Here is a 24899-nt window from a genome sequence, read left to right as displayed (position 1 = left end):
GGCCGTCCGGCGGGTCAGAGCACCCCGTAGGCCGACGTCACCCACCGCACCGGATCGACGGTGCGGAACGGCGCGATGCCCCGCGAATGCAGCCGGTTGCCGCTCGGCGGCGCGCCGAGGGCCGATACCGCGAAATAGCGGTGCGCCAGACGCGCGCCGGTCGACGGGTTCTCCACCGCCGCAAGGATCGAGCCGCCGTGCAGTTTGGTGAGCAGGCTGCGCACCTCCTCGTGCAGCAGCTGCCCCTCGGCCTCGTCGTACTGCGGGGCATCGGAGGGATCGCGCGAATACGCCGCCCCGGCGTTCGCCATGATCAGGCTCCACTCGCTGCCCTCGACGTCGCGCAGCACCCGCAATGCGTCGAACTTCGACACGATCACCGCCAGCTTCGGCTGGGCCGGACCGACGGCGTGCAGCACGTTGTTCAGCACCGCCCGCGGATCGCCGCCCCCGAACGCCTGGGCGGGCAACAGATCGTGCAGCTGGTCGCGGATGCCCTGGATGCGCAACGGGTCGAACATGAAGAACACGGCGTCGGCGTTGGCGAAGAACCGGAACGGCGGGGTGTAGAGATCACCGGACTCCAAATCCTCGCCGGCCACGTCACGCAGCACCAGATAGCGCCGCACCCCGTGCCACATCCCGATCCCGTAGATCAGCGGCTCCCGCTGGTGCGAGGCCTGTGTCTGCACCGTCGGTGTCGGCGGCACCAGACCGCGCTGGACGTAGAGCGGATTCTCATAGGTCATCGAATAGGCGACCGCGGTGGCCCGCGTGACCGGTTGCATGGATACGCCGAGCCGCTCGCAGAGCAGCTCGAGCTGTTTGACCAGGACACCGATGTAGAGGCTCTTCCCCGTTGCGCGCGCACCGGCCATGGCGATGCAGATCGCATGCCCGTTACGCCAGTCGTCGGGCAGCAGAAAGTGACACACGGGGCAGATCTCCACCGCGGGACCCTGCAACGCCTGGCTGGCCTCGCTGATCGGCGGCGGTGGCCCAGTGTAGCCGGGTGGCCTGGCCCAGGTGTAGAGCGCCGCCGAATCCGCCGGCGCGCCGAGGAACGCCGAGGCGACGTCGTCGCGGTAGCGGGTCCCACCGGCGTGGGGTGGCAGCGACCACAGGTACTGGTTGGGGTCGAGGAGCGAGAAGCACCGCGGGCACTTGGTCATTGGCTCCACCGGGTTCGGACGATCGGCACCGTCTGTTCGCGCCGGCGGGCCAACAGCTTCTGCAGGGTTCTGCGATGCCGCCGTGCGGCGCCTTCGCTCGCGTCCCCGGCCAGCTGCCCCATCGTCAGGGCGATCGCGGTCAGGTCGAGGGTCTCCTGGCTGCGCGTGCGCAGGAGGTGACGAGCGGTCTGCCAGATGACGTCGTCCACGCCGTCGAAGACGGGATCCCACTCCTCCCCCGCCTGCCCCCATCGCACCGCCGCCAGCGCCAGGACCGATACGGGGTTGAGCACGTAGCCGTCGACCAGCCGGGTAAGCTGCGCGAAAGCGTCGCCGGCAACGGTGCCGTCGGCGGCCAACGCCGCACACACCGGCGGGTAGGGCTGGCCGGCGGCGGCGGCGATCGCCGCGAACGTCACCAGGCGCGCCGCGAAGTCGCGGTGGATCTCGGCGCGCCCGACCCGCGCGACGGCGCGCTCCCACAGCGGGGTGTACGCGCCGTGGTGGCTGGCGGCGTAACCCTGTTCGATCCACGCCCGCGGGTCGAACACGCGCACCGCGGCGCAGGCGACGGCCGTGTCGTCACTGTTGCTGCCGAGCACCATCCGGGCCAACCGGTCGAGTTCGGCCGACGGTGGAGCGCTCACCAGCGTGGGCACCGCGGCGGCGCCGGGCAGTGCCGAATCCCCGGCTGCGGCCAGCAATTCGGCCGGCCGCCAGGCCGACGAGCCGGCCAGCTCGGCATAGGACGGCGACCCGCTCACCCGTAGCCAGAACAGCCGCAGCCATCGGTCGGGGGCCTCGGCCGCGTCGCCCCGGTCCAGTTGCAGGCCGCGCAGCGCGGCCCGCGTCCACACCGCGTCCCACGGCTCAGCTCGGGACACCTCTGCGACCCCTGGGGCGGGCACGTCGGTCGCCAGCCATTCGAGCAACTCCGCTGCCGGCGGCTCGTCGACGGCGCGGCGCAGCAGCATCGACGCCAGCGCCAGCCTGGTCGGCTCCCCGATGTCACGCGCGGGCCGCTCGCCCGGCAGGTGCGGCACCACCGTGGACATCAGCCGGGCCGACACCCGGTCGTCGCGCACCCCGGCCCGCAACAGCAGATCGGCGATCCGCAGCACCCGCTCGGGGTCGTCGGTCGCCGCCAGCGCAGCACCGGCCGCCTCGCGCAGCTCCGGCGGTACCGCGTGGCGCTCGAACCGCCCTTCGCACACCGGAAGTGGCCCCGGCCGACGCAGCCAGTCGTCGTCGGCGAGCGCGCGACACAGATAGGTGACCGCAGCCAGGTCGCCCGCCGGGCCCTCGGGCATCCGTTGCACCGCCTGCCAGGCGTCCTCGGTGCTGGTGCCCACGGTCGCCCGCGTCACCTCGGCCACCGTGCGAGCCACCACGGAATCGTCGGCCGCCCATGGGGAATGGCCGGCGATCACGGTGTATGCCTCGACCAACGCGTCGGCGAACTCATCGCGGTGTGCCACCGACATCGCCATCGGCCACGCCGGATGCAGCCCGACGTCGGCGACCTCGGCCGCGTAGTGGTCGATGTCCTCGATCACCCGGTGGGCCGACTCCGCGTCGAGCAGCACCACCTGCGCCATCGCCGACCACGGGGTGACCTCGATGGCCTGGCCGCCGGCCGTGCGATGCGGTTCGCGACCGAGCTCGCCGAGGTAGAGGGTGGCGGTCTCGTCGATGGCGACGACGTCGTCAGGCAGCTCGTCGAAGTCCGTGAGCGGCACCGCGGTCAGATGCTGGCGGCTCTGGCGCGCGAACGCCAACTGGTCGGCGCGGTCGAACGTCGAGAAGTTCAGCGTCGCGGCGGTGCCCGGCGACATCAGGTAGCTCACCAATCCGATCCACTGGGCCGCCGAGTCGGTCGAGCCCACCCCGAGCACCACCGGTGGACCGCCGGCAAGCGCGGCGACGACCGCGTCGAGCAAGCCGAACAGTGTTGCCAGCCGCCAGGTTCCGGTGTCCAGTGCGAAATCCACGACGGTGTCGGCGGTGACCGCCGGACCGGGGGCGGGGGGCGTCGCGGGCAGTTCCGCGCCGGCCACTGCCGCCGCGCCGTAGGGGCGCAGCCACTGCGGTGAGCGCCACCATTGGATGGGACGCGGGCCGCGGTCACCGGCGAGGCGGTCGATCACGGCGTGGGCGAAGACGTTGCCCGGACGTCCGGTGCTGTCCGGGCCGGCCGGGACGGTGTGCCAATAGCCGGCGCGCCGGCGATCCAACCGGCCGTAGGCCAGCCGACGCGGGCCGCGCTCCAACTGATCGGTGGTCGGGTAGGTGGGCAGCGGCTCCGCCGGCCGGAAGACCGTGCGCACACCGGCGGTCAGCAGCCGCATCTCGTCGGCGGACACATCGACCGACGTCTGCTTGACCTGCCAGCCGCCGATGTGTTGCGCCGTCTCGAACGACGTGTAACTGAGCTGTCCGTAGCGCGCTGTCATGGGTTCACCGGGGTGAGCCGCAAGGTGTCCACCGGCGGGTCCAGCAGGGCGATCAACCGCAGACTGGCCGGGTCCGGGGTGTTGACGAACAACCGGATCCAGCCCTGCCGGTCGCGCACGTTCGCGGCCCACAGTTCGCTGCCCCCGGTCGTGGTGAGTTGCGACCAGCGCAGCTGTTTGGACGGTGGCGCAGCGAGCTGTCCCTGGTCGTTGAGCGGCGCGACGTCGACCGGCTCACCGTCGTGCAGGCTCAACGGGATCCGGTGCGGGTTGTTCACCAGCACGAAGGCCGGCGAACCGGGCAGATCGTATTCCGAGCGCACCGCGATGGTGGCGGTGAACGCGCGGCCGTCGGAATCCCGACCGACCCGCACCGCGTACTGCAGCCGCAGCAGACCCTGGTATTCGACGCTCGCGATCGCGCCCATCACCCGCTTGCCGCCGGTGAACGCCACCGGGGCCAGATGCAGCGAACAGCCGTGGACGGGCAGCTGACCGGACAACTGGAGGCCGCCGTAGCGCTCGTACTCCTCGAGGGTGATCTCGTAGGACTGTCCGGCCCACTGGCCGGTGCCCAGCCCGTCGCGCGGGTCGTGGCCCTTGGGCGCGAGGAACACGACCACCGAGGCGGCCCCGTCGGGCCAGTCGAAGGTCAGCACTTGCTTGTTGCAGTACTCGGCGAGTTCGATGTCACGGATCACCCCGGTCCGCACGGTGGCGAAGGTCGTGCCCAGCAGCGCCTGCCCGCCGATGAGGGTGACCGGCGTGAAATACGCTCGGCTCCACCCGTCCGGCCAGGCCACCGCGGCCATCGCCGTGCGGGTCCGGCCGTCCTCGTCACGAAGCGTCGAAAACGGTTGAGCCAGGCGCAGATCCGCGGTCAGCCCGACCTGGTTCAGCGCATCCTCCGGGAGTTCGGCACCCTCGGTTCCCGGCGCCGGACCGGTGGGCGAGCGGAAGACCACCACCTGCCCGCCCGGTGGCGTCGTCCAGGCCAGGTCGAGGACCGTGCCGTCGGCGCTGGAACCGGTGATGGTCAGATCGGTGACGGGTGCGAGCACCGCGGAGATCTCAACCTCACCGAGGGCCGGCTCGGACAGGCGCAGGACCCCCTCGACGGGCGCGGCGCACCGGACCCGGTAGACGTACCGGCGCCCACGTTCGACGTCGACGTCGACGAATCCGGTGAGATTGTCCTGATCGGCGAGGATCCGGTACTGCGGCCCGTCGCGGTGCGCCTCGTGTGCCGGGATCCGGTAGACGTAGACCGCGCTGACCCCGGGCGGGGCGCTGTACTGGCCGATCACCCGGCCCGAGTCCTCACGCAACGACAAATCGCCGATCCGCCCGATCAGGACCCCGGCGGCGTGCGGAACCGGTTGCGCCGACCGCGCATCGGCCTCCGACGCGCCCGAGTGCATCCAGACCTGGAAGTACCGTACGGCGGCGACCGGGGCGCGATCGTCGACCGCGGACGTCGCGGTCGTGACGGCGACGGCGTCTGCTTCGTCCGGTGAGGTCGGTGGCCGGTCCTCGGCGCTGACGAGCCGGTACAGCACCGTCTCGGCGGGGTCGTCGGCCGGCGGCCAGCGCACCTCGAGTGCGCCGGTGTCGCGGCGGCGATGCAGCGTGACGCCGTGCCAGCGAGGCTCGGGGGCCGGCGGGTGAGCATCCGACGCGTAGGCGGCGAATCCGGTCGGATCCCGATCCGGATCTTCTGCCACCGGCGGGGTGACCACCACGGATTCGATCTCCGCGCCGGGATCGGCGACGCGGTGCCGACCCGCAGACGAGTCGTCGGCCGCCGCATCGGGCGGTTCGGGCGGTGCGGGCGGTTCGGACGCATCGGCCGGCGCCTCGGTCGCCGGCATATCGGCCAGCACCCGGGCCATGTCCTCGGCGTGCTCGGACACCGAACCGGGCAGCATCGCGCGGATCTGCTCGACGTCGGTCCGGCCGGACCGCAGGACCAGCCGCAGATGAGCTTCCTTGAAGCTGCGGGCCGACACCGCGCCGGACTCGATGAGTTCCTCACGCCACGCCAGCAGCGTGCGCAACCGGGGATCGTCGTCGGCGTGCTGGGGCTCGGTCATCGGGGGCGTCGCCTCACCACGACACTCACCCCCGTCCGCTCCGTCGTCCCGGGTCGCCCCCCGATCCAGCAAAGTATGGCACCGTCGCCGTCGTCGGGGCACGCGCTCGCCCGGAAGTCCCCGCGCCGGGCGGTGTCGCATGCGCGCAGCCGCATGAATGGCACCGACGATTCGGTACAGTCGTTGTGACCACGATGAACGCACTCTTCGAGTCCTCATGCTGACGGCGGCCGCCGGCATTCTGGTCGGCCTGCTCGTCGTCCTCCTGATCACCGCGCTCACCGGCTACTTCGTCGCCCAGGAATTCGCCTACATGGCGGTCGACCGGTCGAGGCTCAAAGCCCGTGCCGCAGAGGGTGATACGGCCGCCGAACGGGCGCTGACCGTGACGCGCCGCACGTCCTTCATGCTCTCCGGCGCGCAGTTGGGCATCACCGTCACCGGCCTGCTGGTCGGCTACGTCGCCGAACCGCTGATCGGCCGTGGCACCGAGGTGCTGCTGGGCGTCGCGCTCCCGGCGGGCGTCGCCGTCGCGATCGGAGCCGTCCTGGCCATCGTCGTGTCGACGCTGGTGCAGATGCTCCTGGGCGAGTTGTTCCCGAAGAACCTCGCGATCGCCCGGCCCGAGCCGGTCGCCCGGGCGCTCGCCTTCAGCACGGTGCTCTACCTGCGCCTGTTCGGCTGGCTGATCTGGCTGTTCGACCAGTCGTCGAATCTGCTACTGCGCGCCCTGCGCATCGAACCGGTGCACGACGTCGAGCACTCGGCGACGGCACGCGACCTCGAACACATCGTCGCCGCATCCCGGCAGACCGGTGATCTGCCCCGCGAGCTCAGCACCCTGCTCGACCGCATCCTGGACTTCCCCACCAGCACCGCCGGCCACGCGATGGTTCCGCGCAACCGCGTGGACGTGGTGCGCGCCGACGACACGGTCGAGCAGGTGTGGGCCCGGATGGCCAAGCAACACACCCGCTATCCGGTGCTCGACCCCGAACGCGACGAGGTGCTCGGAGTGATCCACCTGCCCGATCTGCTCGGCACCGCGGCGGGAACCGACACCGCCGAGAGTCGTTGTCGCCCGGCGGTCCTCGTTCCGGACAGCCTGCCACTGCCGATCGTGGTGCGTCGGCTCGAGGCGGCGGACGAGGAGATGGCGGTCGTGATCGACGAATACGGCGGATTCGCCGGCACCCTCACCATCGAGGACATCGCCGAGGAACTCGTCGGCGAGATCGCCGACGAACACGACACCGATGCTCCCCCGGCGGCCGTCGCCGTCGACGGTGGCTGGTTGCTACCCGGCGACCTGCCCATCGACGAGGCCGAGCGCAGCCTCGACCTCGACCTGCCCGCCGGTGACTACGAGACGGTCGCCGGCATGGTGATCGCCCATGCCGGCACCCTGCCGGCACCCGGCGACGAGGTGGACATCCCGCTACCCGGTGACCCCGCCGATCTGCTGGCGGAAAGCCCGGTACCGCAACGCTTCCTGGCCGTCGAGGTGCGTTCTGTCGATCGCCGAGTCCCGGCCCGGGTCTTCGCCGCCGTCCGTGGCGAGGGGGTGAACACCGGTGGATGATCCACTCGTCGTCGCGGTCGTCACCGTCGCGCTCATCGCCTCCAGCGCGTTCTTCGTCGCCTCCGAGTTCGCGCTCATCGCGGCACGCCGCCACCGGCTCGAGGAACGCGCCGCCCGCAGCCGCGCTGCCAGGGCCGCGCTGCGCAGTACCACCGAGCTCTCGCTGCTGCTGGCCGGCGCCCAGCTCGGGATCACCGTGTGCACACTGCTGTTGGGCGCCATCACCAAACCCGCCTTTCACCATGCGATCGCCCCGTTGCTCAAGGACGCCGGCCTGCATCCCTGGCTCGCGGACGCCGGCAGTTTCGTCCTCGCGCTGGTGATCGTGACCTTCCTGCATCTGGTGATCGGCGAGATGGCGCCGAAGTCCTGGGCCATCGCGCACCCCGAACGCTCCGCGATACTCCTGGCGCTGCCCATGCGCGGGTTCATCTGGCTGACCCGCCCCCTGCTCACCGCGCTCAACCGGGCCGCGAACCGGTGCCTGCGGATGGTCGGCGTGAACCCGGTCGACGAGCTTGCCGAGGGGCAGGATCCGGCCGCGCTCAAACAGCTCATCGAACATTCGGCGACCTCAGGTGTTCTCGGCGAGCCCTACCGGTCCAATCTGACCTCCGCGCTGGATCTCCAGTCGATCACCGTCGGGGACATCATCAGGCGGGATCTGATCCAGGGCAGTGTGCGCAGTGACGCCGACCCACCGGAGATCCAGCGGCGCGCCAAAGCCGCCGGACACCGGCGGCTGCTGGTGCGCGACGGTGACGACATCGCCGGGGTCGTGCACGTCCGCGACAGCATGGCCGCCGAGGCGACGGCCACCGCACGGGATCTCATGCGCCCGGCCCTCGCTCTGCCCGCCCAGACCGCGGTCTACGAGGCGTTGCGCGAGATGCGGGAGACCCGCAACCACCTGGTGGTGGTCACCGAGAACGGGGCGCCGGCCGGGTTGGTGACGCTCACCGACGTCATGCACCGGCTGATGCCCGCGCCCGCCTGATCCTCGCCGGACCTCGCGGGTGTCCTACCGCCCGGCCACCAGCGCCCAGGGCCGGTACTGCTCGGCGAACGTCACGACCCGCCGCCGATCGTGGCGACCCGCACGGTGGTGAATCGGCGCCGGGCGATCCGCCAACCGGCGTCGGTGCGCACCAGCTCGTCGTCGTAGAAGCCGATGGCCAGGACCGCCGACGCGTTGTCCCCGGCGAAGATCAGGGCGTCGACGTAGGCCCGTGCGGTGGCGGTGTCGCCGGTGACCGTGACCGCGACATTGCTCAACCGGTGCAGGGTGTGCCCCGCCAGGGCGTGGGCCCGGTCCATGAACTCGGTGACCTCGTCGACGCCGCGCCAGATCCCGATGTCGCCGTAGTCCAGTGCGCAGTCGTCGGTGAACACCGTGCGAAACAGCGGCCAGTCGCGCCGGTCGATCCCGGTGGCGTAGCGCACCAGGACGTCGGTGATGTCCTGGCGGTCCGCACGTTCGGTCATGCGTCCACCACCGGCTCGTAGCGCAGCATGGTGATCTCGGGGAGATCGACGAACACCGGGCGCACCCGCATGCCGACCCGGATGTCCTCGGGGGCGACGTTGACCAGTTCGGTCGAGAACCGCGGTCCCTCGTCCCATTCGACGATGGCCAGCAGTTGAGGTACGGCATCGGCGAAATGCGGGCCGACCGGGCGCCGGGCGACGGTGTAGGAGTACAGCGTTCCCAGCCCCGAGATCTCCCGCCACTCGAGATCGTCTGCCAGCGTGCGCGGGGCGCGCACCCGCGGATAGAAGACGTAGCTGCTCGACGACGGCGAGTACTGGATGCAGATCCGGTGTTCGCGCAGGGCATCCCAGAACGGTGCGGTGGTCGGGGTCGGGACGGGCACGGGCCGCTGGAAGGTGGTCACAGGTTCAGTCGCCTTCGAGGATGAGGGTGGTCTGCTCGGACAGGATGCCGCCGTTGCCGGAGACGAACGCTCGATGGCAGTCGGGGACCTGCGCGGCGCCGGCGCGGCCCATGATCTGGCGGGTCGCGTCGCAGACGTGGTGCATGCCGCCGGCCAGGCCGGCCTGTCCGAAGCCCAGCTGTCCGCCTGCGGTGTTGAGCGGGAAGTCGCCACGGAATGTCAGATCGTGGTCGTTGACGAACGCCATCCCCGTGCCCTTCTGGCAGAATCCGGCGTCCTCGAGGCTGAGCAGGACGGTGATGGTGTAGCAGTCGTAGATCGAGACCATGTCCATATCGGCGCGGTCCAGTCCGGCCATCCCGAATGCGGTGTCCGCGGCCTTGATGATCGGGGTCTGCAGCAGATCCCGCGCGTAGGTCGGCGTCTTGAACGGAACGTGTTCGCCGAAACCCTTGATCCACACCGGCCTGCGTTTGGCCGTGCGTGCGTAGTCGGCGCTGGCGACCACGACCGCGGCCCCGCCCACGCAGGGCATCACGATCTCCAGCATGTGCAGCGGGTCGGCGATCACCGGGCTGGCGAGCACGTCCTCGATCGTCAGCGGCCGGTCGCGCCAGATCGCGCCGTCGGTGTGGTTGGCGTTCACCCGCTGGTCGACGACGATCTTGGCCATCGCCCGTTCGTCGTAGCCGTACACCGCGCCGTAGCGCTGCGCCACCTGGCCGTAGGGCCCGTTCTGGCCGAGATTGCCGTAGGGGATCTCGAATTCGGCCTGCGGTGATCCGTATTGGTTGCTCGACGACCCGAAGAACACCGCGTCGCTCAATGCCTTGGGTTTCTGCTCCGACGTCGGCGTCAGGTAGCGGGCGGGCAGCGCGCACAGCACCACGTCGCACAGCCCCAACTCGATCGCCGCGGCGGCACGCCAGACCATCCCGGCCGCGCTCGCCCCGCCGAGATCGAGCATCTCGGCGAAGTTCGCGTCGACGCCCAGGTATTCGGCCACGGTCGACGGCACGAAGATCTCGGACTCGCTCAGATGCGAGGTGACGATGCCGTTCACCGACTCGGCCGACAGGCCGGCGTCATCGAGCGCCGCAGCGGACAGTTCCGCCCACTGTTCGAGGGTGAACGGCGCCTGCTGAGGATCCTGGGCTGCCTTGCTCATCCGTTCCGGCGGCAGTTCCACATAGCCGACGATCGCGGCCTCACCTCGTAAACCCATGTGCGCCTTCCTGTCATCCCCGGGGTAGCCCGAGCACCATCTGCGCGATGATGTTGAGCTGGATCTCTCGGGTGCCGCCACCGACGAGTTCGGCGGGCAGGTGCAGGTACGGCTGCACCACCGGCGGGTCGGTGTCGGCCAGGAGCGCCGCATCACCGCTCAGACGGAGCGTGGCCGCGAACGTGCGCCGCAGCATCGCCGCCGTCGCGACCTTCGCGATACTCGACGCCGGCCCGGCGTGCCTGCCGTCCAGCAGACGCAGCGTCTCCCGCACACCGAGCGCCTTGATCGCGCCCGCGTACGCGTCGACCTCACCGAGGGCGTGCACGGCCGCGTCCTGCTCGGGTCCGGGGGTGGTGGCCAGGTGGCGCAACGCGCCGGCCCTGTCATTGCGTACGTAGTTGCCGATCGCGACCCGCTCCTCGGCCATCGTGGCGATCGCCAGCCCCCACCCGGCGGTGGGCTCGCCCAGCAGCATCTCATCGGGGACGAACACGTCGGTGAGGAACACCTCGTTGAAGTGCGCGTCGCCGGTGGCCTGCCGGATGGGTTGCACCTCAATGCCTTCGGCGCTCATGTCGACGACGAAGTAGCCGATGCCGCGGTGTTTGCGGGCGTCGGGATCGGTGCGGGCCAGCAGCGCGCCGTAATGCGCCTGCTGCGCCGATGACGTCCAGATCTTGTGGCCGTTGATCTTCCAGCCGCCGTCGACCCTCGTGGCGCGGGTGACCAGTGACGCCAGGTCGGAGCCGGCGGACGGTTCGCTGAACAGCTGACACCACGCCAGCTCTCCGCGCAGGGTCGGCGGGACCAGACGGTCGCGCACCTCGGGCCGCGCGGCGCTGATCAGTGACGGCACGATCCACTCCGCGATGCCGACCGACGGCCGGACCAGCTGCGGTCGCGCGGCGTACTCCTCGTCGACGATCAGCTGCTGCCGTGGCGTGGCGTCGAGACCCCACGGGGCGGGATAGTGCGGCGCCACCAGCCCGGCGTCGGCCAGGGCGGTGCGTTGCGCTCCGGTGGCGAACTGGTCGTAGTCGCCCTGCGGACGGGGCCCGTCATTGGGCAGGGCGGCGGCGCGGTCCAGGGCGTCGCTCACCCGGGCCCGGAAATCGGATTCGGCATCGCCGAGGCGCACGGTGACATCGCGTGCGGTGGTGCGGGTCAGCTCGCCGAGGCGTCCGCTCCACCGGGTCGCCGGCCCGAGCGACGCCGCCAGCGCCGTCGCGCGTCGCCAGTAGAGGTGCAGATCGTGCTCCCAGGTGAAGCCGATCGCCCCGAACATCGTCAGGGTGTCCAGGACCAGGTCGGGTGCGGGCGTGACGGCCATCAGCACCGCGGTCGAGGCGGCGATGGCGTGTTGCTCGGGGCTCTCCCCGGCCGAGCGCACGGCGTCCCAGGCCGCCGCGGTGGCCAGCTCGGTGCTGATCAGCAGATCCGCGGCGCGGTGCTGCAGCGCCTGAAAGGCGCCGATGGGCTTGCCGAATTGCTCGCGGGTACGCAGATGGTCGGTCACAGCGGCGACGCACCACTGCACGATGCCGGCCGACGCCGCGGCCGTCAATCCGGCCGCCACGTCACGTGCCCGGTCATCGTCGACGCCGCGCAGCTCCGCCGCGACCGGGTGTTCGGTGAGGCGCAGGCGCCCGGTGTCGACGGTCAGATCGGTGCCACCGAGGGTCTCGACGGTCGCGGTCGCCGGCTCGGTGTCGACGACGAGCCAGCGAGACGTTCCGTCAGAGATGCTGGCCCGCACCACGATCCAGGGGGCGGCGCCGACGCCCTGGGTGGGTCCGGAGGTACCGCTGACGTACCAGGCACCGTCTGCTGATGCGGCGGTGAAGTCTCCGTGGGCGACGGCGGCCGCTGCACCCGCGGCGAGCGCGGTCAACAGCGGGTCGGCCGATCCGTCGGTGGCCAGCGCCGCGACCGCACCCGCGGTCATCGTCGCCAGCAGCGGTCCCGGCAGCAGCGCCTTGGACGCCGCCTCCACGACGCACGCCGCGTCGAGCAGGTCACCGCCCTGTCCGCCGAGCGCCTCGGGCAGGTGGACGGCGGGAAAGCCGTTGGCGGCGAACTCGTTCCACCACTGCGGTAGCTCACCTGCGGCCAGCGACGCGGCCGCGGCGCGGGTCTTGTCGATCGGCGCGTGTCTGGCGGCGAAGCCGCTGACCGCGTCGGCGAGCTGCTCGTGTTCGGGTGTCAGTGCGATCGGCATCAGCGGTTCTCCCCTGCGCGGCGGCGGTGTGCGACGAAGAATCGCGCGGCCTCGGCGAGGGCGTCGGCGGTGGGCGCCGGGTGCCATCCGAGTTCGTGCTCGGCCTTCGAGTGGTCCATCGGCGACATGATGTGCATGAGCCGGATGCTCAGCGGTGTGAGCTTGGTGTCACGCCCGCGCAGCCGGGCGATCGGGGCGTTGACCGTCGCCGCGGCCGCCAGCACGCCGATCGGCACACCGAGCCGCGGCGGTCGTACACCGACTGCCGCACAGGCGATCTCGTAGATCTCGCGAGCACCCATGAAGCTCTCGGAGACGATGTAGCGTTCACCCGGCCGGCCGTGCTCGCCGGCGAGGATCAGCGCCCGCGCGGCGTCGGCCACCCCGACGACCTCCGATTCCGCACCGTCGATGTAGAACGGCATCTTGCCGCGGACCGCTGCGGACACCAGCGCCCCGTGCGGGGTGGGCTGCCAGTCGTCGGGTCCGTAGGTGTTGGAGACGCACATCGCCACCGCGGGCAGCCCGCGCTCGCGGTGACACCGCAGCACCAGGTTCTCCGCCTCGACCCGGGTGCGCACGTAATCACCGGCGCGGTCGAGCCAGTTGTGCCGCAGGTCCTCGGTGGCGGGTCCGTGGACGCTGCGCCCGATGGTGGCGATGGAGCTAGTGAACACGAATTGCCGCAGATCGGCGTCGGCGGCGATGCCGAGCACCGTGCGCAGGCCCTCGACGTTGGTGCGCCACAGCGGCGCCGGGTCGAGCAGCCAGGCGCGGGCGTCGACCACGCAGTAGTAGACGACGTCGCAGCCGGCCATCGCCGCCCGTAGCGCGGTGCCGTCGAAAATGTCGCCGTGGTGGCGTTCGACGGGCAGACCGTCGATGCCGCGGGTCGAACTCGTCGGCCGGATCAGCACCCGGACGTCGTCACCCCGGGCCACGAGCTGTTTGGTCACGTGGGATCCGAGGAAGCCGCTGGCTCCGACGACGAGCTTCTTGGCCACAACCCTCCCGGGGGCTCGCTGAGACGAGACGGTCCGTCTCGTCGTGTGGCACACTACGGGCCGATGCCCCCGTCTGCAACGCCGGCCCCGTCGACCCGACGGCGCAGTGAGAAGTCCCGCGTGGCGATCGTGACCGCCACGCGGGAGTTGCTGTTGGAACGCGGATTCGACGGTCTGAGCATCGAGGCGGTGGCCGCCCGGGCGGGGGTGGGCAAACAGACGATCTACCGCTGGTGGCCGAGCCGGCCCGCGCTGGTCGCCGACGTGCTACTGGAGGACGCGCCCCGCATCCTGGCACCCGTACCGCACACCGACGACCTGGCCGCCGATCTGGTCTCCTGGATCGATCGACTGGCCGCGACGCTGACCACCGAGCGCGGACACGCCATGTTGCGCATCTTGACGGTGGCCTCCCTGGAACACGAGGACACCGCGGCGCGACTACGCGCAGGCTTCGGACTGCCGCTACACCGCTCCGTGCACGAGCGACTACTCGCCGCCGGTGTCGACGACGCGACCGCCGAATCGGGTGCCGACGCAATCGTCGGTGGAGTGGTCTACGCGATCCAGCGCGAGGGCCGGGCCTATTCGCGCGAGCGGGCCACGCGCACCGCCCGGCTGATCGTGGCGCAGCTGCACCCACCGGCGTAGCGCCTCAGGGCAGGGCAACGGGTTCGGGCAGCGTGGCGCCGGTGGTCGTCACATCCCGGCACTCGCCGAACAATTCGATGTTGCGGCCGGGCGTGCTGACGTTCTGCGGTCGCAGCACCACCGCCACGCCGTGTCGCGCCAGCACCGTCCCATGACTGCGGAACTCCGGATCCGGGGTCCAGCCCGCGCCGAGCAGACGCTGCGCCATCCGGGCGATCTGGGCGTCGGACTCCTCGAACGTCGCCGCGGCCGGATAGCCGATCCGCATCTGCCCCCGAAACGGTGCTTCCCCCTGGTCGTTGCACGATGCGAACCAGAAATACGCGTCGCTGACCGGGAGCTCGACGGTGCGGACCAGTTCGCGCGCGACATCGACCACCTGGGCCCGGGCCTGTTCGGGAGTCAACGGATCCGACATGCCGCCCCCTCCGATTCCCAGCCAGCCACAGCCCGACGCCACCGCGACGACGGCGCCGGCGCACCCTGCCCGGATCGCCCGCCGGCCTGCGGCCACCTCGCCCACCTTTCGTCGCTGTCGAGACTTACCACGTGCACGGCGTCGCTACCGGTAGGTGTGCCCACCGGTCCCCGGTCGCCAGGTCTCCGGATCCAGGCCGAGCGCCTCGAGCCCGGGCAGGGTGAACGGGAACCGGTCGCGGTGTGGTGCGGTCATGCCGAGGCCTTGCAGGGCGTCGCCGTTGCCTGAGGCGATGGTGGCGATGCTGAACAGTGACTCGCTTCCGGGGCGGAAGTACTGGCCGTGGTCGCTGATCGGATCGGTCAGGCCCGCCACCTCGGCCCTGAACCGGGTGGAGCCGAATCCGTCGGTCGCCGGGTCCGCACCGAGCGCGATGACGACGTCGGTTCCCGGGATCGGCAGCTGGGGCAGGCCGCCGAGGTGGCTGACCGGGTCGGTGGACGCGGCACCGACGAACAGGTGCCCGCCCGCGGGCAGGTGGAAGTCCGCGGCGCTGCGGGCCAGGTCGGTGCCGGGTGAGCCGACCAGGATGACGTCGTCGGTGCGCATCCCCGAACCGGCTGCCGCATCGGCGACGGTGGTCGATCCGTACGAGTGCCCGATCACCGTCACGTGGGAGTCGCCGCGATGGGTCGTGGCGAGCGCGTTGACGTCGCCGGCCAGCAGGTCACCGCCGGCCCGCGCCAGGCCCACGTCGGCGACCCGGGAATCGGTCAGCGCGTCGGGTGCGTCGTAGCCCATCCAGGCCACGACGGCAGCAGTCCGTGCCGGGTCGGCGGCCGCGATCTCGTTGTAGACGCCGGCCACGTCGTCGCCGCCGAGCCAGCCCGACGCCACGCTGTTGCCGGTGCCGGGCACCAGGATCGTGGTGTTCGCGGCGCGGTCCGGGTCGCCGATCGTGATCGCGGCCCGGCCCTGCCCGGCGAAGTCCCCGGGTGCGTACACGTAGAGGAATGTCGGCGCGCCCGTCCTCGCGTGGTGGGCCCGCAGCGCGGCGCGCACCGCGACGGCGTTCTCGTAGCGGACCATCTGCTCGTGCGGGATGGCCACGGTCGCGTTCTCGACGCGGGCGATATCGGCGTTCAGCACCGCGACGTTGGCCTCGCTGCGGACCGCGACGGGGACACCGGCGAGGTTGCCGATGCGTGCGGGCTGTTCGCTGAGCAGCCGGCGCCGGTCGGCGTCACTCAGCGCGTCCCACCAGCGCCGGACCGCGTCGGGCCCGGCGCCGACGGGGATGGTGGGTTCGGCGGGCGGCGGTGTCTCGGGCAGCTGCCCACCGAGTCCCGCGACGGCCGCCCGGATGTCGCGGCCGAGCCGGCGGTCGGCGGCGTCGAAATCGGCGAGCAGCGCCGTCATCGTCGCGGAGCCCGCCGCGGCCAGCTGCCGCACCCTCATCGCCGCGAGCGGACCGGTGGCGGCATAGCTCGCCAGCAGGCTGTCGGGTTCGGCGCTGACGGTGCCGTTCGGCGACACCCGCCACCCCTGCTGTTGCAACCCCGCGGCGGTGTCCAGCACGGCGTCGCGGCGGCGCACCAACCGGCGGCCGCCGTCGAAGGTGGTCGCCAACCGGGCGAGCCCCTCCTGCAGGCCCTGCATCCGGTGCAGGCTCGGCACGACGCCGGCGACCGCGGCGGCGCACGCCCCGCCCTGCCATCCGGTGCGCAGCGCGTCGAGAGCGGCCTGCTGGGCGTCGATGCGCTCGCGCAGGGCGGCCGCCGATCGGCTCAGATCGGCCGCGGTGTGGGCCAGCGCGTCGGGCCGGGACGCCTCGATCTCATCGACCGTCACCGGCATCCGGCCCACCGCGCGATCTCCTCGTCGGCACGGGTGTAGAGGTCGGCGGCCACGGCCAGTCGCTCGGCGTGGTCGGCGAGCTCGACGGCCAGCAGCGCCGCAATCCGCTCGACGAGCGAACCGGCCTGCACGCAGGCCGCGGCGGTGTCGAGCCGAGCCAGGGCGGTCGCGACGCCGCTCACGATCCGGGAGTCGGCCACACCGGACAGGTGGCCGGCGACGCCGGACTGCAGGGCCGCGGCGGACCGCAACACTTCGGGATCCACACGTAACGGCGCCGCCACAGATCGATCGTAAAGCCGCCCGGACCGGCGGCGATGCAGCGCTTGCCGTACCTGTGGATAACTTCGACGAGCGAGGATCAGCCGAGGTGGGAACAGTCGCGGTAGACGTATCCCGGGTCGGCGGGGGTCAGCAGATCGAGGTCGCGCAGGATCATCACCGGGGCCCGGTCGGGGCTCGTGCACGCGGTGGCGAAACCCGTCGCGCCGAGTTCGTCGGAGTATTCGATGTCGAGGACCACCGGATAGTGCGCGGTGTAGCCGGAACATTCGCCGTAGTGGGCGCACGATTCGGCGATCGCGAAGTCGTATCCGGCGGCTCGCAGGGCGCCGGCATGTTCGACGGTGTTCTTCTGCGCCACGGCCAGGCCCGCCTGGTGGGCCAGTTCGGCGTACACCGTGGCCAGCGCGATGTTGTCCTCGGCGGTGAGCGCGCCGGGGGCGCGGGTGAACGAGTCGAGGTTGTCGAATTCGACGGCGTCGTAGCCCGCCGATGCGCAGCCGGCGATCCAGGGTCCGACGATCGCGGCGAGCGCGGTGCGGTGGGTCTCGGTCGAGGTGTCGAAGAGGTATTCGTCGGGCCAGCCCGGATCGGTGACCGGCTCCCCGCCGTCCCGCACCACCAGATCCGGATGGTCGGCGGCGAACGATGCCGACTCGTCGGGTTGGGTCTGGAAGCCGTTGACGTAGCAGATGTCGTAGCCGGCGCCCGCCGGGGCGGCGGTGCGGTCGCGTTCGACGGTCGCGACGCCCGGGGGCGGCGGATAGGCGCCGCCGAGCTGGTAGTCGAAGCCGGCCCGCAGACTCGGTAGCCGCGGCGCGGGCTCGGCTTTCGTCACCGGGGCGGTGGCACCGAGGGCGATCAGAAGGCATACGGGATAGGCGATTAGATGCGAGCCACGGAACATGGGCTGTCGATTCCCGTCGCAGGGCCCGCCTCGAGCGGCTCTCTGGCGACCGGTGCCGGCGCACAGCCGGCTGGCCCTCGACGTGCTCGTGACGCTAACACCCCCCGCCCCCGGGCGAAACCGGTGTACGGGCGGTCGATGTGGGTGATTTGCGTTCTCGCTGAAAGGATCAAGAACCATTCGCAGGGCTCGAATTGTCTTGATTCGTTACCAGAGATCGCCCGGCCGCCAATCGCAGATGAGAGCGGCATCGGCGTTGAGCCGCTGGCATTGCTTCTCGGCGCCAAGTAGGTAGATCCGGTCGGCGTCGTCGTAGGTGTCGATGATCCCGGTTGGGCCGGCGGCCTGGGTGTGCCCAGTCCAACGCCGCCAACCGCGGGCCTCGTAGAAGGGCGCAGCTGTCTCGACCGCGTTTAGGGCTCCGAGTTCATGGCGCGTGCTGACGATGTGTTCGGCGTGATCCATGACAATGCGACCCAGCCCAAGTCCTTGATGGTCGGCTCGAACCGCGACCCCTTCGATGTAGCCGGTGTCGAAGGCGATGTCGTGGTGGCGCAGTGTCCTGGATACGACGGCGGCGAACCCGACCAAGGACTGCTTGGCGTCATTGATGATGATGTGTACTCCGTCGACCGCATGCAGCCAGTCGTGAGGGCGGAACGCAGATCCGAAGGCGGAGCGCACAAGTGCTTCCGCCGCATCTAGCTGCGCCGCACCGAGTTCCCCGGCCTCGGCGATCAGCACCTCCACCATGAAGGCAGCGTGGCACAGGAGGGCAGCAACATCGTTGCACGCCACACAGGTGTCTCGAATCTGAAAAAATCCAAGCCTCTTACAGCCTGGCTAGACGAGAAGACGATCACGTCACCACCGGATACTTCATGGCCCAGGCGTGGACGACGAGATAGCCGGAGACGATCCCGCCCACAGTCAGCCCGACCACAAGACGGACTTTGAGCCGCCCCCACGGCACGAGAACGATGGCCGACGCCAGCAGGCCGCCGACGACGGTGAACGCGAGAATCCATGAGTAGTTCGGACCGTACGAGGGCCCGAAACCGCCGCCGTCGCATCCGCTGACACCGCAAACAGCCAGAGTGCCCCAGTAGAGCGGAAGAATCGACAACGCCGCCGCGAGCGGCACGGTCCACAACAGGTGCAACGCTGACCGGTGAGACCTCATCACCGTTCGATCTTCTCAAGTTGACTGCGTGCAGGGTCGTCGCGACCCGGCCGGTCGCGCTGGCGACGCACGTCGGGTGCAATTGCCATATGAGCGAAGACGGAACCCGGATTGTGGGCGACAGATTGGTACTACGTGAGTTCGTCGAGACCGACGAGAACGCTGTTCATTCCTACGCCTCTGATCCGGTGATCACCAAGTTCATGGACTGGGGACCCAACCGCATCGAAGACACGCGTGCCTTTCTGCGTGAGGCCGTGACACACGTCGGGACGAAACCCCGGAGAAACTTTGATCTTGCAGTGGTCGACATCGACTCGCAGGCACTCATCGGCGGTGCGGCTTTGTCGGTCACCAACGCCGAACACCGCCGAGGCGAGATCGGGTACGTGCTCCACCGCACCTTCTGGTCCAAGGGGTTGGCAACCGAGGCCGCTCGGATGCTGCTGCGGTTCGGGTTTGAGGATCTGCAGCTGCACCGGATCTATGCCACGTGCCACCCGGACAACCGCGCTTCGTCCAGGGTGCTGGAGAAAGCGGGGCTGGAGTTCGAAGGGCGGCTGCGCAGCCACGTGTTCGTCCGAGGCACGTGGCGCGATTCCCTGCTTTTCGCCGCCATCGGCGACCACCCGGCGTCTCGTTGCTAGAGAATCAAAACGGGTTTCGACGCCGACCGGGTGCTCGACCCAGGGGGTTTCAGGGTAGCTGGAATTGCGCCATTGCTGCGGTCAGTGTCTGGTGCAGAGTGCCGGCAGTCGGGATGTCGAGCCAGTACCGGATCGCGGTGTGAATGCAACTGACGACCAGTGCGGCGGCCAGGCGGGGTCGCAGGTCGGCGGTCGGGTCGAGATTGGTGCGGTCGGCGATCTCCGCGGCGATGGTGGCTTCGATCTGCGCGTCGGACTTGCGTTCCTCGGCCAGCAGCGTGGGCTCGTCGCGGATCAGCTGCGACCGCGCGATCCATTCGCGATCGGGTTCTTCGGCGAATAAGTCGAGCACTGCGGCGGTCAGCGCATCGTGCAGCTCCTCGTCGGCGGGCCGTGCGCGCAGGGCCGCACAGAAGTGGTCGGCCCGAAGCGCTGCGACGCTGACGATGGCGGCTTCTTTGCTGGGGAAGTAGTTGTTGAAGGTGCGGGCGGACATGCCGGCTTCGGCGGCAATGTCTTCGACGCGGACGTTGGCTATTCCCCGTTCCATCGCGAGGCGCAGCGCCGCGGAGCTCAGCATGGTGCGGGTGAGCACCTTCTTGCGTTCCCGCAGGCCCGGCGCAGCATCCGGGTCGGAGGTTTTCACGAGAGCTCAACCGGGGGCTGCTGGGCGAAGGTGTATTCGTGGACGGGTCGCGCCGTGTCGGTTCGATGACCGGACAGACGCGCCGTGAGCGGGCTCGACAGCAACATGTTGCGCGCCATGATGCCCGCTCGTGTCCTCGGCACCGAGATGTTGGTGAACAACTGGGATTGCTTCTGGGCGACGAGTGGGCGTTGGGCTTCCTCGTAGCGGGTCAACGCTGCCGCAATGGAACCGCCTGCGGCCACCTCGCCGGCGAGGCGGTAGGCACCCGTGAGTGCTAACAGCGCCCCGGCCCCGGAGGCCGGCGATGCGCAGTAGGCGGCGTCGCCGACCAGCGCGACGCGCCCGCGCGACCAGGACGGCATATGCACTTGGTCGAGCGAGTCGAAGTAGAAGTCGGGGGCGGCCTCGGCGGCGGCGAGCATCTGCGGTACGTACCAATCAAGCCCGGTGAACGCCTGACGCAGAAGCAGGCGTTGGGCGGCGATATCGCGATAGTCGTAGCTCAAGGGGTGCTTCGTGCGGAAGAGGAAGTTGATCAGTCCGCGGCCAGGCTCGGCCCGGAAGACGTATGCCGCCCGGCCGGGTTCGTTGTAGAAGGTGGTCCAGTGCTGTTCGCCGATCGCCAGGTCAGCGCTCGCCACCGCGTAGTAGTGGTGCTTGAAGACCCGGAAGTCCTGTTCGGGGCCGAATACGTGGCGGCGGACGCCGGAGTGAATTCCGTCGGCGCCCACCACCAAGTCGAAACGTCGCGTCGATCCGCCGCGCAACGTCACGTCCACACCGGCGTCGTCCTGGGCCAGGGAGGTGATGGCCTCGCCGAACTGGTAGTCGACGTCATGGCGGGTCGCGTCGTAGAGCAACCGCGACAGATCACCGCGGGTGACTTCGATGTCCTCCGAGCCCACCATGGCGTCGAGTCCGGCGGTGGCGATCCGGGCGCGTTCGCGATCGCGGCGATCGACGAAACGCATCCCCTGGGTGTCGAGGGCGCGCTCGCGCACGGCCGCGGTGAGGCCCATTCGATCAACGATCGGTAGAGCTTCCCCGCGAATGTCGACGCCGTTGCCGCCATCGCGAAGTTCGCGTGACTGTTCGATGACGACGACGTCGAAGCCGGCGCGGGCGAACCAGAACGCTGCGGCTGGGCCGGCCAGGCTGGCCCCGGTGATCAAGACTGAAGGACTGGTCATACACTTCACCATACGCACTTTTGCGTAGCCCGCAATATTGCGTGGTCCGCACTCTTGCCTGGCCCGCAAGATGGCGCGGCGCACGAAGGTGACGTGCGGATGCTGACCCTGTCGCACGCCCGAGCTCATCCGTCTCATTTACAGAGATTCGAGGTCGATCAGATCTTGTCTCGGAACGCTGCCGAGGCGTTGCCTCTGCGGTGGCGACGGGTTAACCGTTGTCGGTCGGCCAAAGGCCTTTGCTCATCTGCAGGATCAAGGCGACCGCATCTTCCGGGTCAAGTGTGGGCCTGAGAACTTCCTGCAGGAGCAGCCCACGAACCGCGGCCACGACCACTGTGGCCATGCTCAGCGCGGCCCTGGCGTTGTGTCCTTCGCGTTCCGCGAGCGAGGCCAGCATCGCAGCCAAGTCATCGAGTGAGTCGATGAACTCACAGAAGTCCCCTGGGCTGTAGGCGGCGAGTCCAACGACGTGAAAGAAGCCCCGCACACGCGCACGCTGCTCCGGGCTGGTGTAGGTCCGCCAGATTGCCACTACGAGGTCGTCAAAGCTGCCTTGCGGGGCGGCTTTGAGCAGCGCCTCGTTGTCACGAACTCGCTGCACAGTGAGCATGGCCGCCAAGACGCCCGAGAGTGATCCGAAGTGGTACCGCAGCAGCGCGTGGCTGGTCTGTGCCCGGGTGGCGACCTCACGCAGAGACATCTCCGGCGAGGGGAGGTCGTCACCGAAGGCATCGAGAAGCCGGGACAGAAGACGCCCGCGTGCATCTCCTCCACCGGACGCGCTCGACAACTTCACCCCCATAGTTTATCCATTGGACAATAAATTATCCAATGGATAAACTTGCGGACGCCGAAGTTATGGAGGACGACCCCCTGATGAGCACGATGTTGCATGGCTGCCTGGCCGACACCGAATACTTCGAGATCCGTTCCAGCCGCGGGCACGACTACGGCATCTGGGTCACCACACCCCCGGGTTACCACCCCGCCACCACGCAAGCACCTGTCGTGTACATGCTCGACGGAAACTTTGCCGTTGGCCTAACCGCTCCGCTCATCGTCACCCAGCTGGACCCCATGCAGCGAATCCAGCCCTACATCCAGGTCAGCGTTGGTTACGCGGGTGACGAAGCCCAAGACTGGGATCGGTTGCGTAACAGAGACTTCGTTCCACCCGGAGAACCGATCGCCACAGAACTCATCGATGCCGTCGAGATGGGATTGCAGACGGGCACCCGGACACGCCAGCAAGCCGACGCCTACCTTGCAGAGCTGCGTGACACCCACGCCGATGTCTTTCTGAGCTTCCTGGCCACGGAACTGCACCCGCGGATCGAAAACGACTACGGCGCCGCCGCCACCGGTCACGGACTTTTCGGCTACTCCTACGGCGGACTGTTCAGCCTCTACGCCTGGCTCGCCGGCGCCACGATCTTCGAGACCATTGGAGCGGGTAGCCCCGGCGTCATTGCTTCAGACAGCCGCATTTTTGCCCTACTCGATGAGTTGGGCGATAGCCGCCGCACTGCCAAACTTCACATAACGCTCAACGAACGCGAACTTCTCGGAGACCTAGCCGTCTACCGAAGCCTCGCGAGAAACACTGCCGTCGTCCTTGACCGACTCATCTCACGCACCAGCCCGGTCACCAGCACGATGCTGCGCGAAACCCACGTCACCGGCCTGCAAGCCTCATTCCTCAGCTACCTCAGAACCTGCCGCCCATTATGAACGGCTACGTATCAACACCCCGCACTGCACGACGAAAGCCCGGCAATCGCCATCAGAAACTTTGCCGTCTGTCTCATTTCTAGAGAAAAGAGACACGCTCATAGGAAGCCTCCCCCGTTCCATCGCGCCAGGTGGCGTTGTCTCCTATCTCGTCTCACACCGCCTGTCTCGCATCTGCCTTGTCACTGCCAGGTGAGACAGTCGACGAATGACAGCCACCCTCGGCTACGCCCGGATCAGCACCACCGGCCAGGACCTCACCGCCCAACAGACCGCCCTCGCAGCCGCCGGCGTCGACGCCGAGCGAGTTTTTACCGACGAACTCTCTGGAGCGGTCGGCACCGCCCGCCCCGGTCTCACTGCGCTGCTCGAATACGCCCGGACCGGCGACACCGTTGTGGTGGCCGCCATTGACCGCCTCGGGCGCTCCGCTGCCGAAGTCACTCGTACCATCGCCGACCTCGACAAGCGAAAAATCGTGCTGCGCGCCCTCCGCGAGGGGATCGACACCGCCACCCCCACCGGCCGTGCTGTCTCAGCCATCATGGCCACCCTGGCTGAACTCGAACTCGAACTAGGCCGGGAGCGACGCGCCGCATCACGTGAAGCCCGCCGCTCGCGCAGCCTGCCGGCCACGAAGCCGCCGAAGCTCAGCGCCGCACGCCAGGAGCAGCTGTGTCGGCTGGCGGCCACCGGCGAACCGGTCGACGAGCTTGCTGCCGCATTCGGCATCGGGCGTGCGACCGCGTACCGATATTTGAGCCGGGGGCGCGCCACGTGAACGAGAGCTCGCCCCCGTCGACGCCAGGTGATGACCCACGCATCGAGCTCATGAGCAAGGTTACAAAGCTCGAATCCCGGTATGCCAATCAAGTGGACGAGACCGAGGCCACCTGGATGAAGGTGGTCCATGCAGCACTTGAGCGGTGGCGCACCTCGTGGCAGGAGCAGCCGTCGACACCGACGTTAAACCCTGAGCTGAACAGGAAATTTCGGCTCTGCTTTCCGCTGGCCGCTCATGCGCTGAACCACGTCGAGGCCGCAGTAGCGCTCCTATCGTCATCACCCTGGGTGGCCATGTCATCTGTTCGGATCGCGTTCGAGCACGCCCTTACTGCACAGTGGGTCCTGTGGACCAGAGACGGCGAGGACCTGCTTGCACAACAGATGGCACTGCAAGACCACCGACGGTCGAGCGAGTTCGTTGACGCGGTCGTGCGAGCCGCCGCCGACACACCCGACCTGGCTGAGTCCGCTTCCCTGGCTGAGGAATTCGGCAAGTTTCTCGGCGAGAAACCAGTCTCGGACTGGTCGGTCTTCAACCTTTGCGAGAGATTTTCATCCACTCGCTTGCTCTACGGAATTTACCGCGATCTCACGCAGGCAGTCCATCCATCGTATGGACTCGTTAGGGCGCACTTCGACATTACGCCTCCCCCGGAAGTTGTCATAGGCCGTACAAGCCCGTTCGGGGCCGAATTGGATTCGCCTGAGCTGATTCGCGGTATGGCTGTTTCGAGCCTGTGGGCGCTATACGCCCTTGAAGTGTCCAGAGCTGGGCACCCGAACGCTGCCGAAGTGCTCAGCCTAGGCGAGGAAGCCGGATTACCCGTCGATCTACGCGCGAGCGATCTCCGTCCGCACCTCCAACCTGACTATGAGGCGGTTTTCATGCCCGCTACCAGCCGACCGCGACCAACTTAGAGTTGGTCATCAAAAAACTTGCATCCGAACAT

The 24899-nt window shown here is 69.2% G+C and carries 24 protein-coding genes; 7 read left to right on the top strand and 17 right to left on the bottom strand.

Annotation, left to right across the window (positions count from 1 at the left end):
• Positions 1-14: 14 nt before the first annotated feature.
• Genes ACN27E_RS18485 through ACN27E_RS18475 form a run of 3 tightly spaced genes read right to left on the bottom strand, consistent with a single transcriptional unit; the run spans position 15 to position 5718 of the window.
• Positions 15-1172, bottom strand: coding sequence for a hypothetical protein (locus ACN27E_RS18485; protein ID WP_422743647.1), 1158 nt, complete (start codon positions 1170-1172; stop codon positions 15-17).
• The gene (locus ACN27E_RS18480; RefSeq protein WP_422743645.1) at positions 1169-3625 is read right to left on the bottom strand and encodes a hypothetical protein; all 2457 of its coding nucleotides are present in this window, start codon (positions 3623-3625) and stop codon (positions 1169-1171) included. Before ACN27E_RS18480 ends, ACN27E_RS18485 begins: the two co-directional genes overlap by 4 nt.
• Positions 3622-5718: a hypothetical protein gene (locus tag ACN27E_RS18475; RefSeq protein ID WP_422743643.1), complete on the bottom strand. Its 2097-nt coding sequence runs from the start codon at positions 5716-5718 to the stop codon at positions 3622-3624. The genes ACN27E_RS18480 and ACN27E_RS18475 overlap by 4 nt, the downstream gene beginning before the upstream one ends.
• A 217-nt stretch (positions 5719-5935) precedes the next feature.
• Here ACN27E_RS18475 and ACN27E_RS18470 point away from each other — a divergent pair, with 217 nt between their 5' ends.
• Positions 5936-7300: a hemolysin family protein gene (locus tag ACN27E_RS18470; protein ID WP_422743642.1), complete on the top strand. Its 1365-nt coding sequence runs from the start codon at positions 5936-5938 to the stop codon at positions 7298-7300.
• Positions 7293-8297: a hemolysin family protein gene (locus ACN27E_RS18465; protein ID WP_422743640.1), complete on the top strand. Its 1005-nt coding sequence runs from the start codon at positions 7293-7295 to the stop codon at positions 8295-8297. Before ACN27E_RS18470 ends, ACN27E_RS18465 begins: the two co-directional genes overlap by 8 nt.
• A 71-nt stretch (positions 8298-8368) precedes the next feature.
• Here the strand turns inward: ACN27E_RS18465 and ACN27E_RS18460 are convergent, their stop codons facing one another.
• The 5 genes from ACN27E_RS18460 to ACN27E_RS18440 are packed head-to-tail and all read right to left on the bottom strand — an operon-like array spanning position 8369 to position 13645.
• A complete protein-coding gene (locus tag ACN27E_RS18460) occupies positions 8369-8785 on the bottom strand; it encodes a nuclear transport factor 2 family protein (RefSeq protein WP_422743638.1) in 417 nt (138 codons plus the stop codon).
• A complete protein-coding gene (locus ACN27E_RS18455) occupies positions 8782-9195 on the bottom strand; it encodes a Zn-ribbon domain-containing OB-fold protein (protein ID WP_422743636.1) in 414 nt (137 codons plus the stop codon). Before ACN27E_RS18455 ends, ACN27E_RS18460 begins: the two co-directional genes overlap by 4 nt.
• A 4-nt stretch (positions 9196-9199) precedes the next feature.
• Positions 9200-10420, bottom strand: coding sequence for a thiolase family protein (locus ACN27E_RS18450; RefSeq protein ID WP_422743634.1), 1221 nt, complete (start codon positions 10418-10420; stop codon positions 9200-9202).
• Between the two features lie 13 nt (positions 10421-10433).
• A complete protein-coding gene (locus tag ACN27E_RS18445) occupies positions 10434-12641 on the bottom strand; it encodes an acyl-CoA dehydrogenase family protein (RefSeq protein WP_422743632.1) in 2208 nt (735 codons plus the stop codon).
• Positions 12641-13645, bottom strand: coding sequence for an NAD-dependent epimerase/dehydratase family protein (locus ACN27E_RS18440; RefSeq protein ID WP_422743631.1), 1005 nt, complete (start codon positions 13643-13645; stop codon positions 12641-12643). Before ACN27E_RS18440 ends, ACN27E_RS18445 begins: the two co-directional genes overlap by 1 nt.
• Before the next feature lie 63 nt (positions 13646-13708).
• Between ACN27E_RS18440 and ACN27E_RS18435 the strand changes: the two genes are divergently transcribed.
• Positions 13709-14296: a TetR/AcrR family transcriptional regulator gene (locus tag ACN27E_RS18435; RefSeq protein ID WP_422743629.1), complete on the top strand. Its 588-nt coding sequence runs from the start codon at positions 13709-13711 to the stop codon at positions 14294-14296.
• Positions 14297-14300: 4 nt separating this feature from the next.
• On the opposite strand, the gene ACN27E_RS18430 is transcribed toward ACN27E_RS18435, so the two are convergent.
• From ACN27E_RS18430 to ACN27E_RS18405, 6 genes are all read right to left on the bottom strand, one after another.
• A complete protein-coding gene (locus ACN27E_RS18430; RefSeq protein ID WP_422743627.1) occupies positions 14301-14810 on the bottom strand; it encodes a hypothetical protein in 510 nt (169 codons plus the stop codon).
• A 48-nt stretch (positions 14811-14858) separates the two neighbouring features.
• Positions 14859-16571 carry an alpha/beta hydrolase gene (locus ACN27E_RS18425; RefSeq protein ID WP_422743626.1) on the bottom strand — a complete coding sequence of 571 codons (1713 nt, stop codon included), beginning with the start codon at positions 16569-16571 and terminating at the stop codon, positions 14859-14861.
• Positions 16562-16855 carry a type VII secretion target gene (locus ACN27E_RS18420; RefSeq protein ID WP_422743624.1) on the bottom strand — a complete coding sequence of 98 codons (294 nt, stop codon included), beginning with the start codon at positions 16853-16855 and terminating at the stop codon, positions 16562-16564. The genes ACN27E_RS18425 and ACN27E_RS18420 overlap by 10 nt, the downstream gene beginning before the upstream one ends.
• 77 nt (positions 16856-16932) lie before the next feature.
• Complete coding sequence (locus ACN27E_RS18415) at positions 16933-17691, bottom strand: endo alpha-1,4 polygalactosaminidase (protein ID WP_422743622.1); 759 nt, start codon at positions 17689-17691, stop codon at positions 16933-16935.
• 276 nt (positions 17692-17967) lie between these two features.
• Positions 17968-18513 carry a GNAT family N-acetyltransferase gene (locus ACN27E_RS18410; RefSeq protein ID WP_422743621.1) on the bottom strand — a complete coding sequence of 182 codons (546 nt, stop codon included), beginning with the start codon at positions 18511-18513 and terminating at the stop codon, positions 17968-17970.
• Positions 18514-18619: 106 nt separating this feature from the next.
• On the bottom strand, positions 18620-18943 hold the full coding sequence (locus ACN27E_RS18405; RefSeq protein WP_422743619.1) for a hypothetical protein: 324 nt from the start codon (positions 18941-18943) through the stop codon (positions 18620-18622).
• A gap of 89 nt (positions 18944-19032) precedes the next feature.
• On the opposite strand from ACN27E_RS18405, the gene ACN27E_RS18400 reads away from it, so the two are divergent.
• Positions 19033-19590, top strand: coding sequence for a GNAT family N-acetyltransferase (locus ACN27E_RS18400; RefSeq protein ID WP_422743618.1), 558 nt, complete (start codon positions 19033-19035; stop codon positions 19588-19590).
• 49 nt (positions 19591-19639) lie between these two features.
• On the opposite strand, the gene ACN27E_RS18395 is transcribed toward ACN27E_RS18400, so the two are convergent.
• The 3 genes from ACN27E_RS18395 to ACN27E_RS18385 all read right to left on the bottom strand — a co-directional run bounded on the left by ACN27E_RS18395 (position 19640) and on the right by ACN27E_RS18385 (position 22228).
• Complete coding sequence (locus tag ACN27E_RS18395) at positions 19640-20236, bottom strand: TetR family transcriptional regulator (protein WP_422743617.1); 597 nt, start codon at positions 20234-20236, stop codon at positions 19640-19642.
• A complete protein-coding gene (locus ACN27E_RS18390) occupies positions 20233-21429 on the bottom strand; it encodes an FAD-dependent monooxygenase (protein WP_422743616.1) in 1197 nt (398 codons plus the stop codon). The genes ACN27E_RS18395 and ACN27E_RS18390 overlap by 4 nt, the downstream gene beginning before the upstream one ends.
• Positions 21430-21640: 211 nt before the next feature.
• Positions 21641-22228, bottom strand: a complete 588-nt coding sequence (locus ACN27E_RS18385; protein WP_422743614.1) for a TetR/AcrR family transcriptional regulator — start codon at positions 22226-22228, stop codon at positions 21641-21643.
• A 35-nt stretch (positions 22229-22263) separates the two neighbouring features.
• Here ACN27E_RS18385 and ACN27E_RS18380 point away from each other — a divergent pair, with 35 nt between their 5' ends.
• The 3 genes from ACN27E_RS18380 (at position 22264) to ACN27E_RS18370 (ending at position 24867) form a co-directional block, all read left to right on the top strand.
• A complete protein-coding gene (locus tag ACN27E_RS18380) occupies positions 22264-23163 on the top strand; it encodes an alpha/beta hydrolase (protein ID WP_422743612.1) in 900 nt (299 codons plus the stop codon).
• A gap of 208 nt (positions 23164-23371) precedes the next feature.
• The gene (locus tag ACN27E_RS18375; protein WP_422743610.1) at positions 23372-23944 is read left to right on the top strand and encodes a recombinase family protein; all 573 of its coding nucleotides are present in this window, start codon (positions 23372-23374) and stop codon (positions 23942-23944) included.
• A gap of 50 nt (positions 23945-23994) precedes the next feature.
• Positions 23995-24867, top strand: a complete 873-nt coding sequence (locus tag ACN27E_RS18370) for a hypothetical protein (RefSeq protein ID WP_422743608.1) — start codon at positions 23995-23997, stop codon at positions 24865-24867.
• Positions 24868-24899 lie beyond the last annotated feature (32 nt).

Source organism: Mycobacterium sp. WMMD1722 (assembly GCF_049315205.1).
GTDB lineage: Bacteria > Actinomycetota > Actinomycetes > Mycobacteriales > Mycobacteriaceae > Mycobacterium.
The sequence above is the reverse complement of the archived record's forward strand: the minus strand, read 5'-3'. Positions and strand labels throughout refer to the sequence as shown.